A 19692-nucleotide genomic window follows, 5' to 3' on the forward strand; every position below is an offset into this window, starting at 1 on the left:
TTTAACCAGAAAATGCCGACCAACGAGCGCTCGTTTGCTTGACAAAATCCTGTAAAAATGCTAGGCGCTGATTTTGTTCCCAGACCTGTTTAACTTTATTCTGCAAACTCGTCCAATTCCAATCATTATTCAGTTGCTCGTTAATTTCCTGTTCTTGGAAATATTCAATTAAACTTAAACCTGCTAAACGAGTTAGATAGGCTGCCCCAATTCCCTGCACTGTACCACCGGCGATATAAGTAATCGTATTTCCCTTGAGAATTGTTCCCAATGCCTGGGTTGTTACCTCTACCATGCCCAATTGTACCATCATTTTCCCTAGGGTAGTCATGGCTGTTTTTGCTTGTTCAAGGGACATTTTTTGTTGATAAATTGCCCCTAAATCCACTAACATTTGAGCGTTAGTGGCTGCCGCTAAAACTAAATCTAGGGCTGCAAGAGGATTAGCAAAAGTGGCAGTAGCGGCTATCCATTGGTATTGTTCGATAACAGGTAAAGCCTTTTTGCGTCGGGATTGATTGAGTAATTGTTTGGTTTCCTTGGCTAATTCTAGCGCTTGTCTCCAGATAGTTCCGAGAACTAATTCGGGCTTTTCTTGTTCGATAATTTGTCGGAGATGATTATCTAAAGGAGCGATAACTACCGTTTGAGGTTCCGTCCATTCCTTGATTTCTCCATTGCTTTGATGTTGACGAACTTTTAGGGGTTCAGGGGCAGCGGCTATGGCTAAAATATGATGAGCGGGAATAGTTTCTTTCAGTCTTTGTTTTAGGGAAAGGAGAATTTCTTCTCTGGTTTCGGCGGGTAAGCGGTCCTGTTTATTGAGTAACAGGATAACACGCTGGTGCATTCGATCGAATTGCTGGAGGATTTGCCATTCGGAATCGCTTAAATCCCCATTGATAAGATACAAAACTAAGTCGGCTGCCAAGGCCTTTTTCTGGTTAGCGGTGGAGTCGAAAGTCAGAAGGGGTTCCGTTTCCAGAAAAGCGATAGATTCTCCAAAGTTGCCGCTTTCTAGTAGTTTTTTTAAGGCAGTTTTACCGGTTTTTCTAGCGCCGGTAATGGCAATTTTCAGGTCTTGGCGACTAAATTCTTGGTTTAATTGGGTTAAAGTGCTTTTGAGTGGGGTTAAGTCTTGATGGGGGTCTTCTTTGGCCAGATAATTAATTATCTTCTCGGCCTTGCTAATCGCTTGTTTAACCTTTTCTAGACTCAGGGGAGTGGGGGGGGAAAAATCGATTTTCGAGTTGGGTTTTTGCCAAAACCAGATACCAGCACCAAGAGCAATCGCACCTAAAATACCCCAGGAACCGATTTCGCTCAGTTTACTATTGAGAGTTTCCCCCAGGGTGAAAGCGATGGTAATGCCTATCCCCGTCACTAAAATCGGTTTACCCAATCTTACCGTCATTTTTCCTCATCCTCGCCAACTGCTGTGATTATTCTAGCTTTTTTGTGCTGGATTTCATCCCAAAATCAACTTTTCAGCCGACAATTCCTCGCAGGTGTCCCGGCCGCTCTTGCCTAAAAGGCCCCAGATATGTCATAATGATCGATTGCGTGTAAATTTACCCGATCCCCTGTTGTTATGGCTAGTAAAAAAGGCGTTCGCCTGATCATCACTGTAGAATGCACGGAATGCCGCAGTAATCCCGATAAGCGTACCCCCGGCGTTTCTCGCTACACCACCAGCAAAAACCGCCGCAATACCACCGGCAGACTGGAAATCAAGAAATACTGTCCCCACTGCAATAAGCACACCGTCCACAAGGAAATTAAGTAAGCACACTTTAGTTAAAAAGTCAAGCAATCTTTACAAATCTATGAGCTACTATCGTAAACGTCTCTCCCCCATCTCCCCCAGTCAACCGATTGACTACAAAGACACCGAACTCCTCCGCAAATTTATCACCGAACGCGGCAAACTTCTACCTAGACGCATCACCGGTTTAACTTCTAAACAACAGCGAGATTTAACTGAAGCGGTGAAACGGGCCCGTTTAATGGCTTTATTGCCTTTTGTCAACCAAGAAGCCTAAATTCAGTGATCAGTAATCAGTAATCAGTGAACAGTGATTACTGAAAATAACATATATAGTTAACTAATTACAGCAGTTATCTTCATGGTGAGCTAGGAAGTTCTCCTTTTGGAGAGCCGGTCGTCGATACCAAATTAGGTTATGCTTCATCTTGAGGAGAAACGCTGTAATTGAACTCTGATAAGTAATAGGACAAAATTAACTTCTTGGTTAGGATAGGCACTCATGCAAGAGGCACTCATGTAAGAGGTAGTTAGATATGTGTAATTAATCGTGTCTAGCTACTTAACTTAAAACTTAAAACTTAAACCTGATAACTGATAACTGATAACTGATAACTGATAACTGATCTCAGTATATTGGGGTTGCTTTCTCGTTTTTGCAAAGAAATATATCGGAATCGGCAGCGGATAGGAAAACTTGTGCGAGGATCTTAAAAAATAATTAAATCGCTCTAGGAGTAGCCGACGATTTTGTGATTATCGATCCAAATCCACCAATTAGCACAATGGGAGGCTCTTATGGAAAAGCAGCCGTCAGAAATCGATACCGAGTTAGATACACAGCTACAAGAGGAGGATTCCGAACAGTTTCTGCGTAGTATCTTTAATTCCGTGCAAGCGTCGATTTTTGTGGTGGACGTGCTGGAAAATAGAGATTTTCGCTATGTGGGAGCAAACCCCGTTCATGAACGCTGGACAGGATTGCGCTCATCGGATATTAAAGGCAAAACTCCCGAACAAATCCTTCCCCCCGATGATGCGCGCAGTGTGCGGCAACACTATAGTGACTGTGTGCGTTACGGAACGACTATTTCCTACGAACAGTATTTACCTTTTCAAAATATACCCTACTGGTGGCTAACAACTTTAACACCCCTACGGGATAACAATGCGCGCATCTATCGTTTGGTGGGAACCAGTACCAATATCACCGAACGCAAACAGGCCGAAGAAGCTTTAAGATTACAAGCAGAACGGGAACAACTACTGGGGGTAATGCAGGAAAGAATCCGGCAATCGTTGGATCTTGATCGCATTTTGCAAAGAACCGTTAAAGAAGTGCGACAATTTCTCAACTGCGATCGAGTGTTAATTTATCGTTTATTCCCCGATCATAGTGGCATGATTGTGGTGGAATCCCATACTGGGAGGATTAATTCTGTCTTAGGAAACAGGATCCAGGATCCCTGTTTTAATTTATCCCCAGAACGTCTGGAAAATTATCGCCGCGGCAGGATTCAAGTTATTGAAAATGTCCATAATTCGGGACTTGATCCCTGTTATCGCAACTTACTTACTTCTTTGCAAGTACAGGCTAACTTAGTGGTGCCAATTATCTGCGATAACCAACTCTGGGGGTTACTAATTGCCCAAAATTGCCAAAAAACTCGCTCTTGGCAATCCCAAGAAATCGATCTGCTCAAACAATTAGCCATTCAAGTGGGAATTGCCATTCAACAAGCAGAACTGCACCAACGGGTAAAATGCTTGAATACTGCCCTAGAATCGGAGGTTCAGCAAAGAACCGCCGAATTGCAGATGAGTTTGAAGTATGAGGCATTAATCGGACGGATTACCGAAAAAATTCGTGATAGTCTCGATGAAAATCATATTCTGCAAACTACCACCAGGGAATTAGTCCAGGTTTTACCCGTAGAACGCGCCCAAATTGAGCTTTATGATCCCAGTCGCAGCAAAGCCACTATTGTCCACGAATATACCACTCAAGAGCTTATCTGTCAGGGAATTACCCGTCAAATTAGCGATTTTCCCGAAATCTATCAACCGCTGCTGCACAAACAAATTTTACAATTTGTTGATCGTCTTCCCCTTGGTAATCCGCAAATTGGTCGTGTTAACCGTTGTGCTTGTCCTATCTTTGACGATCAGGGTTTTTTGGGCAATCTTTGGCTAATTCGACCAGCTAATCATATTTTTAACTCTTTAGAAACTAATTTGATTCAACATATTGCCACCGAATGTGCGATCGCTATTCGACAAGCGCGACTCTACGAATCTTCCCAAGCACAAGTGAGGGAATTAGAAAAACTGGAAAGATTAAAAAGCGAATTCCTGAAAACCCTTTCCCATGAACTGCGAACCCCGATTACCAGCATTCGTCTAGCGGTGGAAACCCTAGAAAGTCTCCTAGAATATCGAGGGATCGAGATCGATCCAGAGGATTCGATCGGTCAACTGTTGCAAATTCTTAACATTGAATCTCAACGTCAGAGTAAGTTAGTTAATGATCTGTTGACTTTAACCTATCTGGATGCGGAAACAGAACCGCCGGCGATCGAAGCGATTGACTTACTTTCTTGGCTACCCTTATTAGTGGAACCTTTTCGCACTCTCACCCGCGAGCGACAACAGCAGTTAATTTTAGATATAGATGGGGATATACCGGAGATTAACAGCAGTCTGTGTCATATTGAGCGCATCATAGCGGAATTACTGACCAATGCTTCTAAATATACTCCGGAGCAGGGAATAATTAGGGTAAATGTCTGGCGTGCGGACGAGCAAATATTAATTAGTGTGAGCAATTCAGGTGTAGAAATCGTCCCAGAAGAATTATCAAAAATATTCGCTCCTTTTTATCGCATTCCTAACCAAGATCCCTGGCGCTACAGTGGTACTGGTTTAGGTTTAGCTTTGGTCGGCAAACTGATTAAACCCCTGAATGCTACCATCGATGTCACCAGTGCCAATGCTGTCACCACTTTTACCCTCACCTTGCCAATCTAGTGGTCTGTTAAGCTAAAAATTGTCAGTTTGAGGGAAAATAGAGAAGCTATTAGATGCAAGAACGAACCTCATCGATCTGAGAAACGCTGTAGTCCTAAATCCAGACAAAAAACTACATATAAACCAGTAATTACTGCTAGTAATTGCGGTTCGGCAAAAATTAACACCTAACACCGTAGTCAGGGCAAAACTAACCGCAGCAAGATTTAAACCAAGACGATAAAGAATGATTAAATTTCTTCGGGGTTAATATTTAATTCCCGTAGTTTTGCCGCTAACCTTTCGGCCCGTTGTCGTTCCACTTCAGCCCGTTGTCGTTCCGTTTCGGCCCGTTGTCGTTCCGTTTCGGCCCGTTGTCGTTCTTGGTTGTAACTGGTGAAAGGTTGACCATCGGGATAATACAAGAGTAACTCTGGTTCGGCTAATTGAAAACGAATGCCCAAGCGAGGACTGACCCAATTATCGAGATTTTCCAGACTTTCGAGCCGATTTTCCCGACGAATACAGCCGCCCAAATCATTTTTATCGGGATTATAAATGTAGTATTCTTCCACACCATAACGGTCATAAAACAGTAGTTTTCTGGTCATTTCCGTTTGGGTATTACCCGGAGAGAGAATTTCAAAAACCACTTGCGGGGGGATATTGTTCTCTTTCCACTGTTGATAGGAACCCCTTTCCCCTTTTGGTCTGCCAAAAGCTACCATGACATCGGGTGCTTGCCGAGTCTTATTATCTCCCTCCACGGGATACCAGAGTAAATCACCGGCGACAAAAACATCGGCATTATTGGCAAATAACCAGTCTAAATTCGCTTTAATCGTCGTAATCCAGCGAAATTGTCTTGTATTGTCGGCCATGGGTTTACCATCGCTATCGGGATAGACGATTGTGGTTTTCGGGCTGTCGTCGAGTTGTCTAACCATTGCTTAACCCTAAGTAAGTGGTTTCAATTAAATTGAAGATAGATTTTGTCCTTGATCCCCCCTGCCCCCCTTGATAAGGGGGGTTTTGATCCCCCCTGCCCCCCTTGATAAGGGGGGTGCCGATAGGCGGGGGGATCCTCCTTGATCATGGGGGTGTCTGACAATTTTTAATACCCACCTACTTAGAATTTCGTCTTTGCTTCCTTAATAGTATAATACTAAATCCAGTTATTAAAAACTGATTATTTATTCCCCCTTTTGCCTCTTGCCTCTTGCCTCTTGCCTTTTGCCTATCCTGATATGTTACCTATACTCAACGGATTTAGTATAACTTTACTACAAAAAATCGGAGCAAATATTTAGGGACGGTGATGATTATTAGAGCTAAAATCAGCAACTTCGGAAAAGCGAAATATGGACAGTCCAGAATCTAGGCAGCCGACCTGTAATAAGGCGAAGGCAGACTCGGATAAACTCGCCGGATGTGGCGGAAGACTTCTTCGGTTTTTTCTTCCACTTCTTCTTCCGTGTAGAGATCGACGGGTAAACCAGTATCATCGCTGTATAAAAAGTTGTGAATAGTAGTTTTAACCTCCGCCCGACTGGATTCTTTATCTGGCCAACGATCGATCTTTAGTTTCTCTTGTTTTAGGGTTTTTAAAAGCTGCGTGGCGATCTGTTTAATTTTTTCAATGTCTTGCGGTGATAGATTCTCTTTGGTTAAAAGGTCGAACAGGGCGAGGGATTCCTCGTCTAATCCCTCGCTAACCGCCCGTTGGGACTCTTGATCGAGTTCCTGAATAAATTCTAATAAGGCCTCGAAGGTCTGTTCGATCGCCACCCGATCCTTCTCGAAATTATAATCAGCGACGATCCGCTCGTAATGCTCTTGAAAGTTCGTCCGTTGCAGATTCTGCTCGAGCATTGTTCGGAGACGGTTTTCGATGGCGTTTTTGAGAGTTTGGACGGTGGTATTCTTACGATCGCTATTGGCGAATTCCTGTTTCAGACGCTCGAAGTTGATTTTACTGATGTTGTACAGTGGGGTATCATCGGCCCTCGCTTCGGTGGTTACATCGATCGCCCCGTCGATTACCGATCGCATTTCCAAGAGAATTTCCGCGATGTCTATTTTCTCCCGATCACCTTGAATGCATTTATAGATAAGTTTAATCGTGTCGTGAGCCGGACGGTAGTGATTAACCGATGGCTGATTAAGACAGGCCTTAAAAAGATGGAAGACCTCTTGAGAGAGGAGTCCAAAATTTTGTCGGGCCTGATCACTTCGATTGATCGCTTCTTTCGCGTCGTTAATAGCTTTATTGAAGGCAAAACTAGGTATTTTATATTCGAGGAGCGCGTCTAGGGATGCGTTACTTTCCCCCAAAAATTCTTTAACTGCCTCGATCGATCGGGCCAATTCATCCAGTAAATTTTCTTGCGGTTTCGTGGGGTCGAGACTAAGATGGTCTTCGCCACGTCCCTGATCGGAAATTTGGGCGAGATCGGCGAGAGCTTGACGGAGATTTCTGAGGATTCCGCAGTAATCCACGATTAAACCGTTGGTTTTGCCCTCGTTAACCCGGTTAGCACGAGCGATCGCTTGCATGAGCGTATGAGCTTTCAGGGGTTTATCGAGGTAGAGGGTGGAGAGGGAGGGAACATCGAAACCGGTCAACCACATGGCGCAGACGATGGCGATCCGAAAGGGGTGATCGGCTTGTTTAAAGGCATTTTCTGGGCTGATCCTTGTACCGTCCGCCAGTTCAAAGCCGTTTTTGATTACACTGCGATGGCTGGTAATATCTAACCCGTGTTTCTGGAATTTGTCGATCTCTCCCTGTTCCTCGCTGACGATCACGGCCGTTAGGGTTGCTTCCATCCATTGAATCTGACGCTGACGATAGTTTTCCTCTTGGTCATCGGTAATTTTTTTGAGGTCTTTTTTCAGTTGTTGGATTTTTTCGCTCCAGTAACGATCGATCAGGTTATGCAGCTTGACACAGGTGAGCTTGTCGATACAAATCACCATGGCTTTGCCTGTTTCCCAAGCGGTGCTGTAATGTTCAACGAAATCACGGGCCAGCGCCTCCAACCGCTGCGGGGCCGTCAGGATGTAGTAATCCCTTCTTAATTCCCTTTCTAAACGGTCTTCTATCTCGACATTTTCGATCTCTAACTCTTCGATTTTGGCGGCGATCTGTTCGTTGAGGTCGTTGACGGCGATCGAGAGTTTATCACCCCTTGCATCATAGTAGAGGGGAACGGTGGCTTTATCCTCGACCGCTCTCTGGAAGTCGTAGGTGGAGACATAATCCCCGAAATAGCGTTTAGTGATCTCGTCGTTGCTGACTAGAGGGGTGCCGGTAAAACCGATAAAACCAGCGCCTGGAAGTGCAGCCCGGAGGTTGCTGGCTAGGGTTCCGTACTGGGTTCGGTGGGCTTCGTCGCTGATAATGATGATATCGTTTCGGGAGTTGTAGGGTTGGTCGGGATTGACGGTTTGGTTGAATTTCTGGATGAGGGTGAAAATATAGGCTTTATGGTCTCCCAGAAGACTCTGTAAGTGTTCGTTACTGGAAGCTTGGCAGAGTTCTTGCTCGTTATTGGTCAATCCGGAACCGGCAAAGGTATAGTAGATTTGTTTATCTAGATCTTCGCGATCGGTACAGATAACAAAGGTATAGTTTGCGCCTAGTTTACGGCGAATTTTGCGGGTGAAAAAAACCATAGAGTAGCTCTTTCCAGAGCCTTGGGTATGCCAGAAAACCCCTAGTTTGTTATCTTTTATCGCACCCTCCCGCCATCTTTTCACAGAATCGATCGCTTGGTTAACCCCTAGAAACTGGTGATTTCGGGCGATAATCTTGCAGGTTTTGCCACTGGAGTTATCGAAAAGGACATAATTTTCTAACAGATCGATAAAGTTATTTTTATCGCAGACTCCTTTTAGCATGGTTTCCATATCGACAATGCCGGGGTCACTCTCGGCCAAGCGTTTCCATGGGTGAAAGTGTTCGTATTTGCCGCAGAAACTACCTATTTTCGCGTCTGTGCCATTAACTAAAATCGCAAAGGCGTTATAGGCGAATAGATGGGGGATAGTATCAAGATAGTCCGATAAATTCTCGTCGTAGGCCGCTTTTAGGTCTCGGTTGAGGTTTTTCGCTTCTAGGAAGAGTAGGGGAATGCCGTTAACAAAACCTACCAAATCCGTGCGACGGAGGTAGATTTCCCCCTGTATCCACAGTTCTCGAACCGCTAGAAAATGGTTATTGCTGGGTTGGTCGAAATCAAGGATTTTTAGGGTTTGTCTAATTAGCTCTCCTTTGGCGTTGCGGTAGCTCACCTGTACTCCATCGAGAAGGAGTTGATGTTTCTCTTGATTGGTGGCCAGAAGGGTTTGACTAGAGTTGATTTCTTCGATTTGGAGAATAGCCGATTTATAGGCTTCTTCGGGAAGATTGGGGTTAAATTCTCGTAATTTCTGTTTTAGGTAGCGTTTGAGGATAACTTCTTTCTGATTTTGCCGTCCGAGCAGGCTGTTTTCACCGTAATCCTCTTGATTATAAGCATAGACACTCTGCCAACCAAGTTGATCTCGCAGACAGTTGGCGGTGAGTTGTTGTACTTTATCCTCGGTGGTCATAGGGTCGATCGTGCGGGGGAGTGGTTTATTTTATTAATATTGCCAATTTTCAGGGATTTTTACAGGTGCGATCGCTCTTTCGCCTCTACACCTCGATCTCTCCATTCATAAGTTTCGGAAGTAGTATGTCACGCGCTTGTTTTAGTTTTTGATTGTATTTATGCAATAGAGAGCGTTGTTTTAACGCTGGCTCGACTACATCATTAAATAATCTAAGAAGAGTTTTATTAGGAGTAAGTATATGCAAGCCTCTTAAAAATTTCAAACTAAAAAACTTTTGTGATGTTCCAGAAGACTGAATTTCCATTTTTCTTAAAGTAGCAGGATCGGAAAAATATAAAAACATAAAACTAGAATAGTTTTTGTCAAAAGGTTTAAATAAAGCTACATTTTTTATACTAAACTCGAATTCATTATCTACCAAAACCGTTGAACCTAATGTCCCGATATTTGAAAAAATTATATCTCCTGTTTCTGGTCTGCTCCTTTGCATAACCTTTTGATGGTCTTCATCAGTAATCACATAGCATTTAGAAAAATCAATAAAACCATCTGTTATATGTCTTCCAGTTACTAAATAGTATCCTTCATGTACGGGTTTAGGACTATCGTGAGTTCCATCAATCACATAACATAAATTAGTAATTTTTGTATTCTCCCACCCTTCAGGAATACCATCGATAATCGGGGTGTGTTCGTGTCCGGGGAAGCGTAAACGGACGAACCATTCCTTGTAAAGTAAACGGGCTGAACGTTCTAATAACTCGATGCGGCGGCGATTATTTTCGATTAAATCATCATATTTGGAGAGGATATCGGCGATTTTCTGTTGAACTTGTAGAGGCGGTAAAGGTACTAAACAACGATAAATACGTTCTGGTGCTGTATGTTTTACGGTTGTACCTGTAGCCGAGCCTTTGATTTGCGATCTATAATTATGCGTGTTTAATAAATAATAAAGGTATTTTTTATCAAGTTCTTTTTGATTTAGAATATTAACCAATCCTAATCGTTGATTATGCAAGTATTTTTCATTTTCTGGAATTAGCAACGCACCGCCCAGAATTGGAGCAGACTGAACCAAATCTGTCATAACTACGAGCAAATCATTTTGATGCAATATAAACTCTTCTGGTACATCACCAACATAATATTTTTCCTTGTCTCCTTTTAATTTTAATCCCCCTGTTTCATGGCAATTACCCGGAGTAAGTAAAATATATTTTCCTGAATCCGAGAAAAATTCACCCTTAAAAGCGAACCCATGTTTTATATATATTTGAGATCCTAAAGCAACTTTTGACCATTTCATATTTAAAAACTACTCCTTAATAAATCAATCAACGATAAATTACCTCGATTTTTAAGATTTTTGACTGACTAAATCCCCAACCCTTCAAAATTCTTCGCAATTTCATCAGCTAAACGAATCGCCTCGGAGTTGAGATCATTTAACTCCAGATGAATTTCGCGTAACGTTTCCTCGAAATCGAAACCCTCATCTTCCTCCTCTGGGGAAACGCCTACATAGCGTCCGGGGGTTAAACTCCAATCATTCGCCTGTAACTCCTCGCGATCGACCACTTTAACCAACCCTTCCACATCCCGCAGCTTGGCATCGGGGAACCTTTCCAATAGCCAGTGAGCGTGACGGTAGAAACCACGAACCGATTTAAGCTGTTCGATCGCATTCTGACGGCTTGTATCGGCTTCTTTGCGTAAGGTGTTGAGTTCGCGGGAATTCCACCACAGTTTACTATCTCTTGCCCCCAGATCCTTCTCGGCACGCTCGATCGCTCGACCTAATAATTTATTCACCAGATCCGCCTGTTTGCCCAGATCCCGACTAAATTCGCTGTATTCGTGATAACAGCGGACAGCCTCGTGTAAAGTCTCTAAATCATCAGCGTTATAGGAAATCGGAGCGAAACCGGCGTATTTATCCATGTCATCTTTGAAAAGCTCAGATGCTGTTCGGAGTTCTAACCATGTTCCGTCTTTTTCATCGATGAGATTATAAAATTTCTCTAGGGACTCGGTTAACTTGTCCAGATGCTCGCGATAGTTTTGTAAAAGAGCGATCGATCCCTGATACTCTCGATCGATACTCTGGCAATAACCGACAACCAAATCGATAAAACGCTTCGATTCGCTCCGATAGAGCCAGACAATCGAGAGAATATTCTGTAACTGCTCTGGGCTAAAATCGTTGATCGTCCGGTTTACTTTCCGGTAAATATTGCGGGCATCGATCATTAATATCTTATCTTGAAGCTCGGCGGGTTTCCCTCGATTGAGAAACCACAACTCGCAGGGTACGGAGCGGGTATAGAAAAAGTTGGAGCGGATCGCGATCATTATGTCCACCGTTCCCGTCTCGATTAACTTCTGTCTTACCTTGCCTTCGTCTCTCCCGGCGCTGGAAGCTTGGGAAGACATGACAAAACCGGCTTTTCCTCGATCATTGAGATAGCTGTAGAAGTAACTGATCCATAGATAGTTACCGTTGGAAACTTTGTTACTTTTATTAACCCCCGGCAATCCGAAGGGTAAGCGCTCATCACCATCTACCTTACTATCCACCTCGTCCACGTTAAAGGGAGGATTGGCCATCACATAATCCACTTTCCCGGCCAATGCCAGCGGATCCTCGTAGTAGGTGATCGCTTTTTGGATATCCCCTTCTAAACCGTGAACCGCGAGATTCATCTTGGCTAAACGAATTGTGGTCGGATTCTTCTCTAACCCTTTAAAAGTTAACATCTGGGGATTGATGCGCTGTCTCTCAACGAAATGTGCGCTCTGGACAAACATTCCCCCCGAACCACAGGCAGGATCGAAAACCAATCCGTGATCGGGTTCTAAAACATTGGCGATCAAAGATACTAGAGAAACGGGAGTAAAAAACTCTCCGTTATCGTGAGCTTTGAGATTAGCGAATTGTGTTAGGAAATATTCATAAATTCGCCCGAAAATATCCCCATCGGCTTTTTTTAACTCTTCTGGGTTTAAAATCCGTAGTAAATTCCCTAATACCACGTTATCTAGTTCTTGGTATTCCGTTTTCGGTAAAATACCCCCTAAAGGTGGATAATCCCCCTCGATCGATAGCATTGCTTCCATTAAGGAGGTCGATCGATTGACGCTATCGGGGAGCGCCACCAGAAAATCGAACTGAGCTTTTTCTTGGAGATAGATCGCTCCTTTGCACAAGAAATCTTCTTTGGTTAAGGAGCGTGTTTTACCCTGTCGCTTCGGTAAATCCGCCTCTACCTCCCTCTTAACCTTGAGAAAACGACTGTAGGCATGGCGGAGGAAAATCAAGCCCATAACGGGCAGAAAATACTCGTTACTGGCATAGTTAGAATTAGCGCGCAGAGTATCGGCCGCTTTCCAGAGCTTTTTTTCGATCGCTTCGATGTTGTCCAGTTGGGCCATGAAATTTCACTCAAGAATTAGGTAGATGGTCGAGCGTGAGAGGAAAATTAAGGGGTTTGGTATAGTAAGCTGCCCGCGCATTTAAATTGCTTGTTGAGACGAGGCAAGAGGCAAGAGGCAAGAGGCAAGAGGCAACAGTAAAGGGATTGGGGGAGATTCGGCTAATCTTAAGAATAAGGTTCTTCCGAACTTACACTGTAGAAAATTCCTCAAGTTCCCTCTCTGCCCAGCAATGCTCTAAAGTTGATAAATATCAATCTAATAAAAACTCAAAGCCTTAGTATATAAGCTTTACAAGCATGAGTTGTTGATAGTTTTACATGACAGGTTCGGTAGAGCCAAGAATAAGTGCTTTAAATGCGTCTTAGCTTATCTATTTTCTCAAGTAATGGCAGCGATGGTTAATTGCCCTAACTCCTCTCCCAGAACAAACGGAAGGGTTCTTTCGATAGACTAGAGTTATGGACCCAGAGTAAGGAGCTAGGGGCAAGAAAAGCTTAATAATTGAGATGAACCGATCGAGCGAGAATATCGTCTAGAATTAATTAACTCAAAAAATCCTGACTGAATCTACCTTTAAGCGAACTTTTCTAAAAATGATGGCTGAATTACTGAGTCTAGTTCCTGCCAAGTCCCTCGAAACTGATGTAGTGGTAGGGGAAGCGCCGGCAGTATGTCCCCTTCCTCCAGTCACGGTTAGTAATGATACCCTACTTATTTCCCTGATCGATCGCCTGCGACGTACTTTGGAAAATCACCGCGGCGAAAATCAAATTGTGGTGATGCAGGATTTCCCAGATCCCGATGCTCTTTCTAGTGCCTGGGCCTATCAAATTATCGCCGAACAGTACGATATTCACTGTGATATAGTCTATGCGGGGACTCTCTCCCATCAGGAAAATGTCGCTTTGGTAAAACTAACGGGTTTACCGGCTAAACGTTGGGGAGTCCATACCCTCAAGGATAGAGATCTTTCGGTTTATCAGGGTTGTGTTTTTGTCGATGGTCAGGGAACCAATAGTCAGCTAACTACTCTGGTTAAACAGGCAAAAATTCCCATTATTGCCGTGATTGATCATCATACTCGCCAAGGGGAGCTAGAGGCGGAATTTGTCGATATTCGTCCCCAAATCCGGGCAACAGCGACGATATTAACCCAATATATCCAAAAAGGGTTAATAAGTTTTAATACTAGCGATACCGTCCATGTTAAGTGTGCCACAGCTTTGATGCACGGATTGCGATCGGATACGAATAATTTAATGCAAGCGCAAGAGTGTGAATTTATCGCTGCTGGTTATCTCAGTCGTTTCTACGATGCTCAATTATTAAACGCTGTCCTGCAATCGGCCAGATCCCGACGGGTGATGGATGTGATTGAACGGGCCCTGAAAAACCGTATTATTAAAAATAATTATTCGATCGCCGGGGTCGGTTATTTGCGTTATGATGACCGGGATGCGATTCCCCAAGCTGCCGATTTTTTGGTGACAGAAGAAAATGTTCACACGGCTTTAGTTTACGGTATCGTTCACGATGAAGATGAGGATATCGAGTTAGTCATTGGTTCTATGCGTACCAGTAAAATTACCCTAGATCCCGATGAATTTCTCAAGGAAGCTTTCGGACAGGATAACCAAGGTCGCTTTTTTGGTGGTGGTCGTTATATGGCCGGAGGTTTTGAAATTCCGATCGGTTTTCTCGGTGGTTTTAATAATAATGCCGAATATGCAAAACTTAAGTGGGAACTGTATGACACCCAAATTAAACAGAAACTTTCCCATCTAGTTAACCCCGATGAAAAGGTAATTCGCACCTAGGTATTAAATCTCAGCTATCTATTATCATGGCCAAGACCGACCCTACACTGATATGAAACTTTATTTTGTGCGTCATGGATTAGCAGGACAATCTGGGGATTATCTCAACGATAGGGAACGTCCTTTAACCGAGGAAGGTAAGACAAAAACTGCTAAAGTTGCCCAAAGATTAGGACAGTTGGGGGTGAAATTTGACCTAATTCTTACTTCTCCCCTGGTGCGTGCCGTGCAAACCGCCGAAATTTTGCAAAAAGCGGGTTTAAGCCGTAAAATTGAGCAATTTAATCCCCTATCGCCCAATGGCAATCTTCAAGATTGGGTGCAATGGTGGCAAAAGTCGGACTATCAGCGAGAGCAAAACGCGATCGCACTGGTAGGCCACGAACCGGATTTAGGTTATTGGACGGAAATGCTAGTTTGGGGCAAATTTCAAGGAAAATTATCGGTCAAAAAAGCGGGAATAATTGGTCTAGAGGTTCCCAATCAACAAAATCCCCTCGGTAAATGCCAGTTATTTCTCTTAACTGCCCCAAAATGGTTATTGTAGCCCTAAAGCTTGCCTCGGTTATTGGTGAACTATCCTAGCCACGTCTGTTAAACTTTTGCTAGGAACGAATCGCAGGCCTTAGTTGGAATTTGTCAGCTAAGACGCATTTTAACCGCCTATCCTTAGATTAGCTCTTGCAAAAATCAAAAATCTCCCGTTAGGTGAGGAGTCTCCGAGCCAGTAGTCAGTAGTCAGGAGAATTAAGAATGAGCATTAATCAATTAAATGCTCTATTTAGGGATTTTAGGCAATTTTATGCCTATTTTTCTCATTTTTGAATATCAAAAATTAATTATGCAAGAACTCTATAGTCTAAAATTAGAGGAAAAGGATAGGATGGGTTGAAACCCGTCGAGTCGCATTTCATCCATTGCTTAAAAAGACAATGGCTTTCATGCTCCCGTGTTATTTTGGTAAAAAAATCAACCGTGACTAAGACCCCATCCCTCCAGGAAACTCATTACAATCAGGCCAAAGCTAGTTTACAACAGGCCTTAACTTGGTATGCCAGTTTTCGCCGCCATTGGAATTATCCCCCCGATCCCCAACTTCAGGCCGCCGTTAAACAGGATTTACAGTCCCTAAAATCGGCCTTGGATAAACTGGATGAAACGGTGATTCGGGTGGCGGCCTTCGGGTTAGTCAGTCGCGGTAAATCCTCGGTGGTAAACGCTTTAGTCGGTCAAAAAGTCCTGGCAACCGGCCCCCTACACGGGGTGACACGCTGGCCGCGATCGGTGCGTTGGACACCAGCCACGGGTAAAATTCAGATAGAATTAATCGATACTCCCGGACTGGATGAGATTGAGGGGGAAGCACGGGCGAATATGGCCAGAGAAGTCGCTAAAAGTGCCGATTTGATTTTATTTATCGTCGCGGGGGATATTACCCGCACTGAATACGAGGCCCTGGCAGAATTGCGCCGGGCCAAAAAACCGATCATTTTGGTGTTTAATAAGATTGATCTCTATCCGGAAGCCGATCGCCGTCAGATTTTTCAGCAGTTACAGCGATTAGGAACCAATCAGGACGAAAAAACGTTAGAAGATTTGTTAACTAGCGATGAGATAGTTATGGTAGCCGCCGAACCGCAACCGATTCCCGTCCGGGTGGAATACCCCGATGGGCGCGTGGTGACTGAGTGGGAAACCCCTCCCCCCGAAATTGAGGAGCTGCAAGATAAACTCTTAACGATTTTAAATCGGGAAGGGCGCTCGCTGCTGGCCTTAAATGCTTTAGTGCAAGGCCAAGAAGCGGAGGAAAATATCGCTAGAAAAACCCTGGAACTCCGGGACAGTCAAGCGGAGGAAATTATCTGGCAATACGCGAAATATAAGGCTTTAGCGATTGCGGCTAATCCGATCGCTATTTTAGACCTCCTAGGGGCTTCAATCGTCGATTTGACTCTAGTTCGGGCTTTAGCTCGTTTGTACGGCCTGCCGATTACCAGTCACCAAGCTGGTCAACTCTGGCGGACTCTACTTTTCAGTAGTGCGGGGTTGCTGGTGGGGGAAATCCTCAGCACTGTGATTATCGGTTTGGGCAAAACGGCAGCGGCAGCGGCGAGTATTTTTGAAAATCCCACCTCTTTAACCCTCTACGGTAGCACCGCTCTCCTACAGGGGGCAATTGCTGCTTATGGAACCTATACCATCGGGAAAGCCGCTAAAATCTATCTAGAACGCGGTTGTAGTTGGGGGGCATCTGGACCGAGTACGGTGATTAATCAAATTCTCGCTCAAGTTCATCCGCAAACTATCTTATATCGTTTACGTCTAGAACTAGAACAGTGATTTTAAAGGAAAAAGGAAAAAAGGCAACAGTGATCAATTAAATATTTCCTACTGACTCCTGATGACCGACTCCTAATTTTAGAAACTTAATTTTTGACAACGACCACTAGCTAGAAATATTGAGAGAAAATCATGTCTGCTGCCCATAAGTCCTATATTCCTGTTCCCGTTTCTCGCCAAAAAAGCCAAGGGAGTCAACGCCGTCCCCAATCACCAGTAAATCAGGCGACCCCAATGACCAAACCGACGACTAAATCGGTGGCGAGAGTTCCCGTAGCCCCGACAGAAAAACAAGTGGCCTCGCGTCAATTACGTTCTCTTTGCCTCCTAGAAAGAATAGTGGCCGTGATTACTTTTTGTCTGTTGGGTTCGACTCTGGGAATATATGCTTGGACGGTATATATTCCCAAGGTTTGGGACAAAGAATTTGGTAAACTGGAAACACTGCAACGTCACGAGCGCCATCTTTTGGCCACCAATGAAACCCTTAAACATCAACTAGCTCAACAAGCAGAAAAACCCGAAACTGGATTAACTCATCCCCAACCCTTCCAAAATATCTTTTTACAGCGTAAATCTGCCCCGAACCTGAAACCGGCCCCCGCTTCTCAACCCCAATCTACCGTCAATTCTCGACCCAGAAGTGCCTATTAACAGTTATCAGTTATCAGTTATCAGTGGGTAAGTTAACAGTTAGCAGATGTGAGTTTTTAAGTGTGCAGTATTAAATAGAAGTTTCCTACTGTCTTTTTACTTTTTACTTTTTACTTTTTACTGATCACTGATTACTGTTTACTGATCACTGATTACTGTTTACTGATAACTGAAAGATACTGCTCATGACTGACACAAAAAGACCCAGATTTAGAGGTAAAGAAACTCGATCGCCCTCCGGCAGGATCCGGGACAGAAAGTCCTATTTAACCGCCAAAAAACGGCAAAAACAGTTAAAAAATTTGCCTGTGAGTAACGGGCGATTGGTGGCGGTGTGGTTGGTTTTAGTCATGGGTATTTTGGGTTTAGCTTGGCGATTGTACCAATTGCAAATAGTACAGGCGCAGGAATTACAAAAAAGAGCCAGACAACAGCAAACTACAAGTATTAGACCCTATATTCCCCGGCGGGCGATCGTCGATAGTAATGGTAATGTTTTGGCGACCGATCGCTTAATTTATACTCTTTATGTACACCCAAAACTGTTTGCTATTCCCCCAGCAGAAGTGGCTGATAAATTAGCTCCTTTATTAAATATTCCCACTAATCAACTCATTCAAAAATTTAAAGAAAAAGAAACAGGAATTCGTTTAGCCAATCAATTAACTGAATCCGTGGCTAGGGGCTTAAAACAATTATCTCTTGACGGTGTAGAATTAGAGGAAAAATACGCTCGTTATTATCCCCAAGACGATGTGGCAGCCGACGTGATTGGCTATGTAGATAAAGAACATCGTGGCCAAGCAGGATTAGAACGAGGTTCCAGTCAGTTATTAGAAAGATCTCCTTTTTCTGTCAATACAAGACGCATGGGAGACGGGAGAATTTTACCTATTTTTGTTCCCCATGGTATCTTTCAATTTGATGAATTACAGTTAGAAGTAACCCTCGATTTAAAACTACAAAGAGCCGCCCGCACAGCCCTACGAGAACAGCTAAAAAAATTTAATGCTAAACGGGGAGCCGTCATCGTTATGGACTCCCTTGATGGTTCTCTTTTAGCCCTAGTTTGTGAGCCAACTTTTAACCCCAATGAATACTATAAAGCCAATGTGGCTCTATTTAAAAATTGGACCGTAGCCGATCAGTACGAACCGGGGTCAACTTTTAAACCAATTATTATCGCCCTGGCCATGAAAGCAGGGGCAATTAAAGCTAATACAGTAGTCAATGATCCGGGGGCAATTAAAGTCGGTACCTGGACGATTAAAAATGCCTCTAAACAGGGTTATGGGGCGCTAGATATGGCCCGAGTCCTGCAAACCTCTAGTAACGTGGCCATGGTGCAAATTGCCCAAAAAATGGGGCGAGTTGATTTCTATAAAAGTTTATTAGGATTGGACATAAATCAAAGGGTTGGTGTAGATTTACCCGGGGAAGTGTCAGGATATCTCAAACCCGAACAACAATTTCTGGATAATGCCATTGAATCGGCCACCGCTTCCTTTGGTCAAGGTTTATCCCTGACTCCTTTAAAATTAGTACAATTGCACGGTGCGCTGGCCAATGGTGGCACCTTGGTAACTCCCCATGTGATCAAAGGATTAGCCGACGACCGCGGCCGTTTGCACTGGCAGCCCGATTATCCCAGCAAAAAAGTCTTTTCTCCCACCGTGGCCCGGCAAGTGGTGGAAATGATGGAAACCGTCGTCAGCAAGGGGACGGGGGTAGCGGCCCAAATCCCCGGTTATCGCATCGGAGGCAAAACGGGAACCGCACAAAAAGCTAGTTCGACGGGGGGTTATCTACCTAACGCCAAAATTACCAGTTTTGTGGCGATTTTACCAATCGAATCGCCCCGTTATGTGGTTTTGGTGGTGGTGGATGAACCCAAGGGGGCCAATACTTTTGGCTCCACTGTTGCCGCTCCGGTGGCAAAAACGGTGATGAATACGCTCATTTCCCTCAAGGGTATCCCCCCCACCTCCAAGGTCGCTCCGGCGGCTTCTGCGACCAATAAACCCCCGCGGCACGATTAATTTAAGTCTTTTTGACAGAGGCTTTATCTAACAA

General features: G+C 44.0%; 13 protein-coding genes. 8 read left to right on the forward strand and 5 right to left on the reverse strand.

Going from position 1 to position 19692, the window contains the following annotated elements; translation table 11 throughout:
- Window position 1: 1 nt before the first annotated feature.
- Window positions 2-1414, reverse strand: coding sequence for a slr1306 family protein (locus tag RAM70_RS13665; protein WP_045356469.1), 1413 nt, complete (start codon window positions 1412-1414; stop codon window positions 2-4).
- A gap of 177 nt (window positions 1415-1591) precedes the next feature.
- Between RAM70_RS13665 and rpmG the strand changes: the two genes are divergently transcribed.
- From rpmG to RAM70_RS13680, 3 genes are all read left to right on the forward strand, one after another.
- Window positions 1592-1786 carry a 50S ribosomal protein L33 gene (gene rpmG / locus RAM70_RS13670; RefSeq protein ID WP_002734724.1) on the forward strand — a complete coding sequence of 65 codons (195 nt, stop codon included), beginning with the start codon at window positions 1592-1594 and terminating at the stop codon, window positions 1784-1786.
- A gap of 40 nt (window positions 1787-1826) precedes the next feature.
- Window positions 1827-2042: a 30S ribosomal protein S18 gene (gene rpsR / locus RAM70_RS13675; RefSeq protein ID WP_002732313.1), complete on the forward strand. Its 216-nt coding sequence runs from the start codon at window positions 1827-1829 to the stop codon at window positions 2040-2042.
- A 521-nt stretch (window positions 2043-2563) separates the two neighbouring features.
- The gene (locus RAM70_RS13680; RefSeq protein WP_190381218.1) at window positions 2564-4792 is read left to right on the forward strand and encodes a sensor histidine kinase; all 2229 of its coding nucleotides are present in this window, start codon (window positions 2564-2566) and stop codon (window positions 4790-4792) included.
- Between the two features lie 230 nt (window positions 4793-5022).
- Here RAM70_RS13680 and RAM70_RS13685 read toward each other — a convergent pair whose 3' ends face one another.
- From RAM70_RS13685 to RAM70_RS13700, 4 genes are all read right to left on the reverse strand, one after another.
- Window positions 5023-5718 (reverse strand): Uma2 family endonuclease, encoded by a 696-nt coding sequence (locus tag RAM70_RS13685; RefSeq protein WP_312674220.1) that lies wholly within the window; start codon window positions 5716-5718, stop codon window positions 5023-5025.
- 430 nt (window positions 5719-6148) lie between these two features.
- Window positions 6149-9367, reverse strand: a complete 3219-nt coding sequence (locus RAM70_RS13690) for a type I restriction endonuclease subunit R (protein WP_312674222.1) — start codon at window positions 9365-9367, stop codon at window positions 6149-6151.
- Window positions 9368-9452: 85 nt separating this feature from the next.
- Window positions 9453-10679, reverse strand: a complete 1227-nt coding sequence (locus RAM70_RS13695) for a restriction endonuclease subunit S (protein WP_312674223.1) — start codon at window positions 10677-10679, stop codon at window positions 9453-9455.
- A 68-nt stretch (window positions 10680-10747) separates the two neighbouring features.
- Window positions 10748-12805 (reverse strand): class I SAM-dependent DNA methyltransferase, encoded by a 2058-nt coding sequence (locus tag RAM70_RS13700; protein WP_312674225.1) that lies wholly within the window; start codon window positions 12803-12805, stop codon window positions 10748-10750.
- A gap of 596 nt (window positions 12806-13401) precedes the next feature.
- Between RAM70_RS13700 and RAM70_RS13705 the strand changes: the two genes are divergently transcribed.
- From RAM70_RS13705 to RAM70_RS13725, 5 genes are all read left to right on the forward strand, one after another.
- The gene (locus tag RAM70_RS13705; RefSeq protein ID WP_045356480.1) at window positions 13402-14625 is read left to right on the forward strand and encodes a DHH family phosphoesterase; all 1224 of its coding nucleotides are present in this window, start codon (window positions 13402-13404) and stop codon (window positions 14623-14625) included.
- Between the two features lie 52 nt (window positions 14626-14677).
- Window positions 14678-15172, forward strand: coding sequence for a phosphohistidine phosphatase SixA (gene sixA, locus RAM70_RS13710; protein ID WP_045356482.1), 495 nt, complete (start codon window positions 14678-14680; stop codon window positions 15170-15172).
- Window positions 15173-15600: 428 nt separating this feature from the next.
- Window positions 15601-16965, forward strand: a complete 1365-nt coding sequence (locus RAM70_RS13715) for a GTP-binding protein (protein ID WP_312674227.1) — start codon at window positions 15601-15603, stop codon at window positions 16963-16965.
- A gap of 132 nt (window positions 16966-17097) precedes the next feature.
- Complete coding sequence (locus RAM70_RS13720) at window positions 17098-17619, forward strand: hypothetical protein (RefSeq protein WP_045356486.1); 522 nt, start codon at window positions 17098-17100, stop codon at window positions 17617-17619.
- A 185-nt stretch (window positions 17620-17804) separates the two neighbouring features.
- Window positions 17805-19658, forward strand: coding sequence for a peptidoglycan D,D-transpeptidase FtsI family protein (locus tag RAM70_RS13725; protein ID WP_312674228.1), 1854 nt, complete (start codon window positions 17805-17807; stop codon window positions 19656-19658).
- Window positions 19659-19692: the final 34 nt, after the last annotated feature.

Source organism: Microcystis wesenbergii NRERC-220 (assembly GCF_032027425.1).
Classification (GTDB): domain Bacteria; phylum Cyanobacteriota; class Cyanobacteriia; order Cyanobacteriales; family Microcystaceae; genus Microcystis; species Microcystis wesenbergii_A.

What these genes read in the sequence shown, in the direction of transcription:
- RAM70_RS13705 (WP_045356480.1), top strand. Translation starts at nt 13,402, where the DNA reads ATGATGGCTGAATTACTGAGTCTAGTTCCTGCCAAGTCCCTCGAAACT.
- RAM70_RS13720 (WP_045356486.1), top strand. Translation starts at nt 17,098, where the DNA reads ATGTCTGCTGCCCATAAGTCCTATATTCCTGTTCCCGTTTCTCGCCAA.
- sixA (WP_045356482.1), top strand. Translation starts at nt 14,678, where the DNA reads ATGAAACTTTATTTTGTGCGTCATGGATTAGCAGGACAATCTGGGGAT.
- rpmG (WP_002734724.1), top strand. Translation starts at nt 1,592, where the DNA reads ATGGCTAGTAAAAAAGGCGTTCGCCTGATCATCACTGTAGAATGCACG.
- RAM70_RS13690 (WP_312674222.1), bottom strand. Translation starts at nt 9,367, where the DNA reads ATGACCACCGAGGATAAAGTACAACAACTCACCGCCAACTGTCTGCGA.
- rpsR (WP_002732313.1), top strand. Translation starts at nt 1,827, where the DNA reads ATGAGCTACTATCGTAAACGTCTCTCCCCCATCTCCCCCAGTCAACCG.
- RAM70_RS13685 (WP_312674220.1), bottom strand. Translation starts at nt 5,718, where the DNA reads ATGGTTAGACAACTCGACGACAGCCCGAAAACCACAATCGTCTATCCC.
- RAM70_RS13700 (WP_312674225.1), bottom strand. Translation starts at nt 12,805, where the DNA reads ATGGCCCAACTGGACAACATCGAAGCGATCGAAAAAAAGCTCTGGAAA.
- RAM70_RS13725 (WP_312674228.1), top strand. Translation starts at nt 17,805, where the DNA reads ATGACTGACACAAAAAGACCCAGATTTAGAGGTAAAGAAACTCGATCG.
- RAM70_RS13680 (WP_190381218.1), top strand. Translation starts at nt 2,564, where the DNA reads ATGGAAAAGCAGCCGTCAGAAATCGATACCGAGTTAGATACACAGCTA.
- RAM70_RS13665 (WP_045356469.1), bottom strand. Translation starts at nt 1,414, where the DNA reads ATGACGGTAAGATTGGGTAAACCGATTTTAGTGACGGGGATAGGCATT.
- RAM70_RS13695 (WP_312674223.1), bottom strand. Translation starts at nt 10,679, where the DNA reads ATGAAATGGTCAAAAGTTGCTTTAGGATCTCAAATATATATAAAACAT.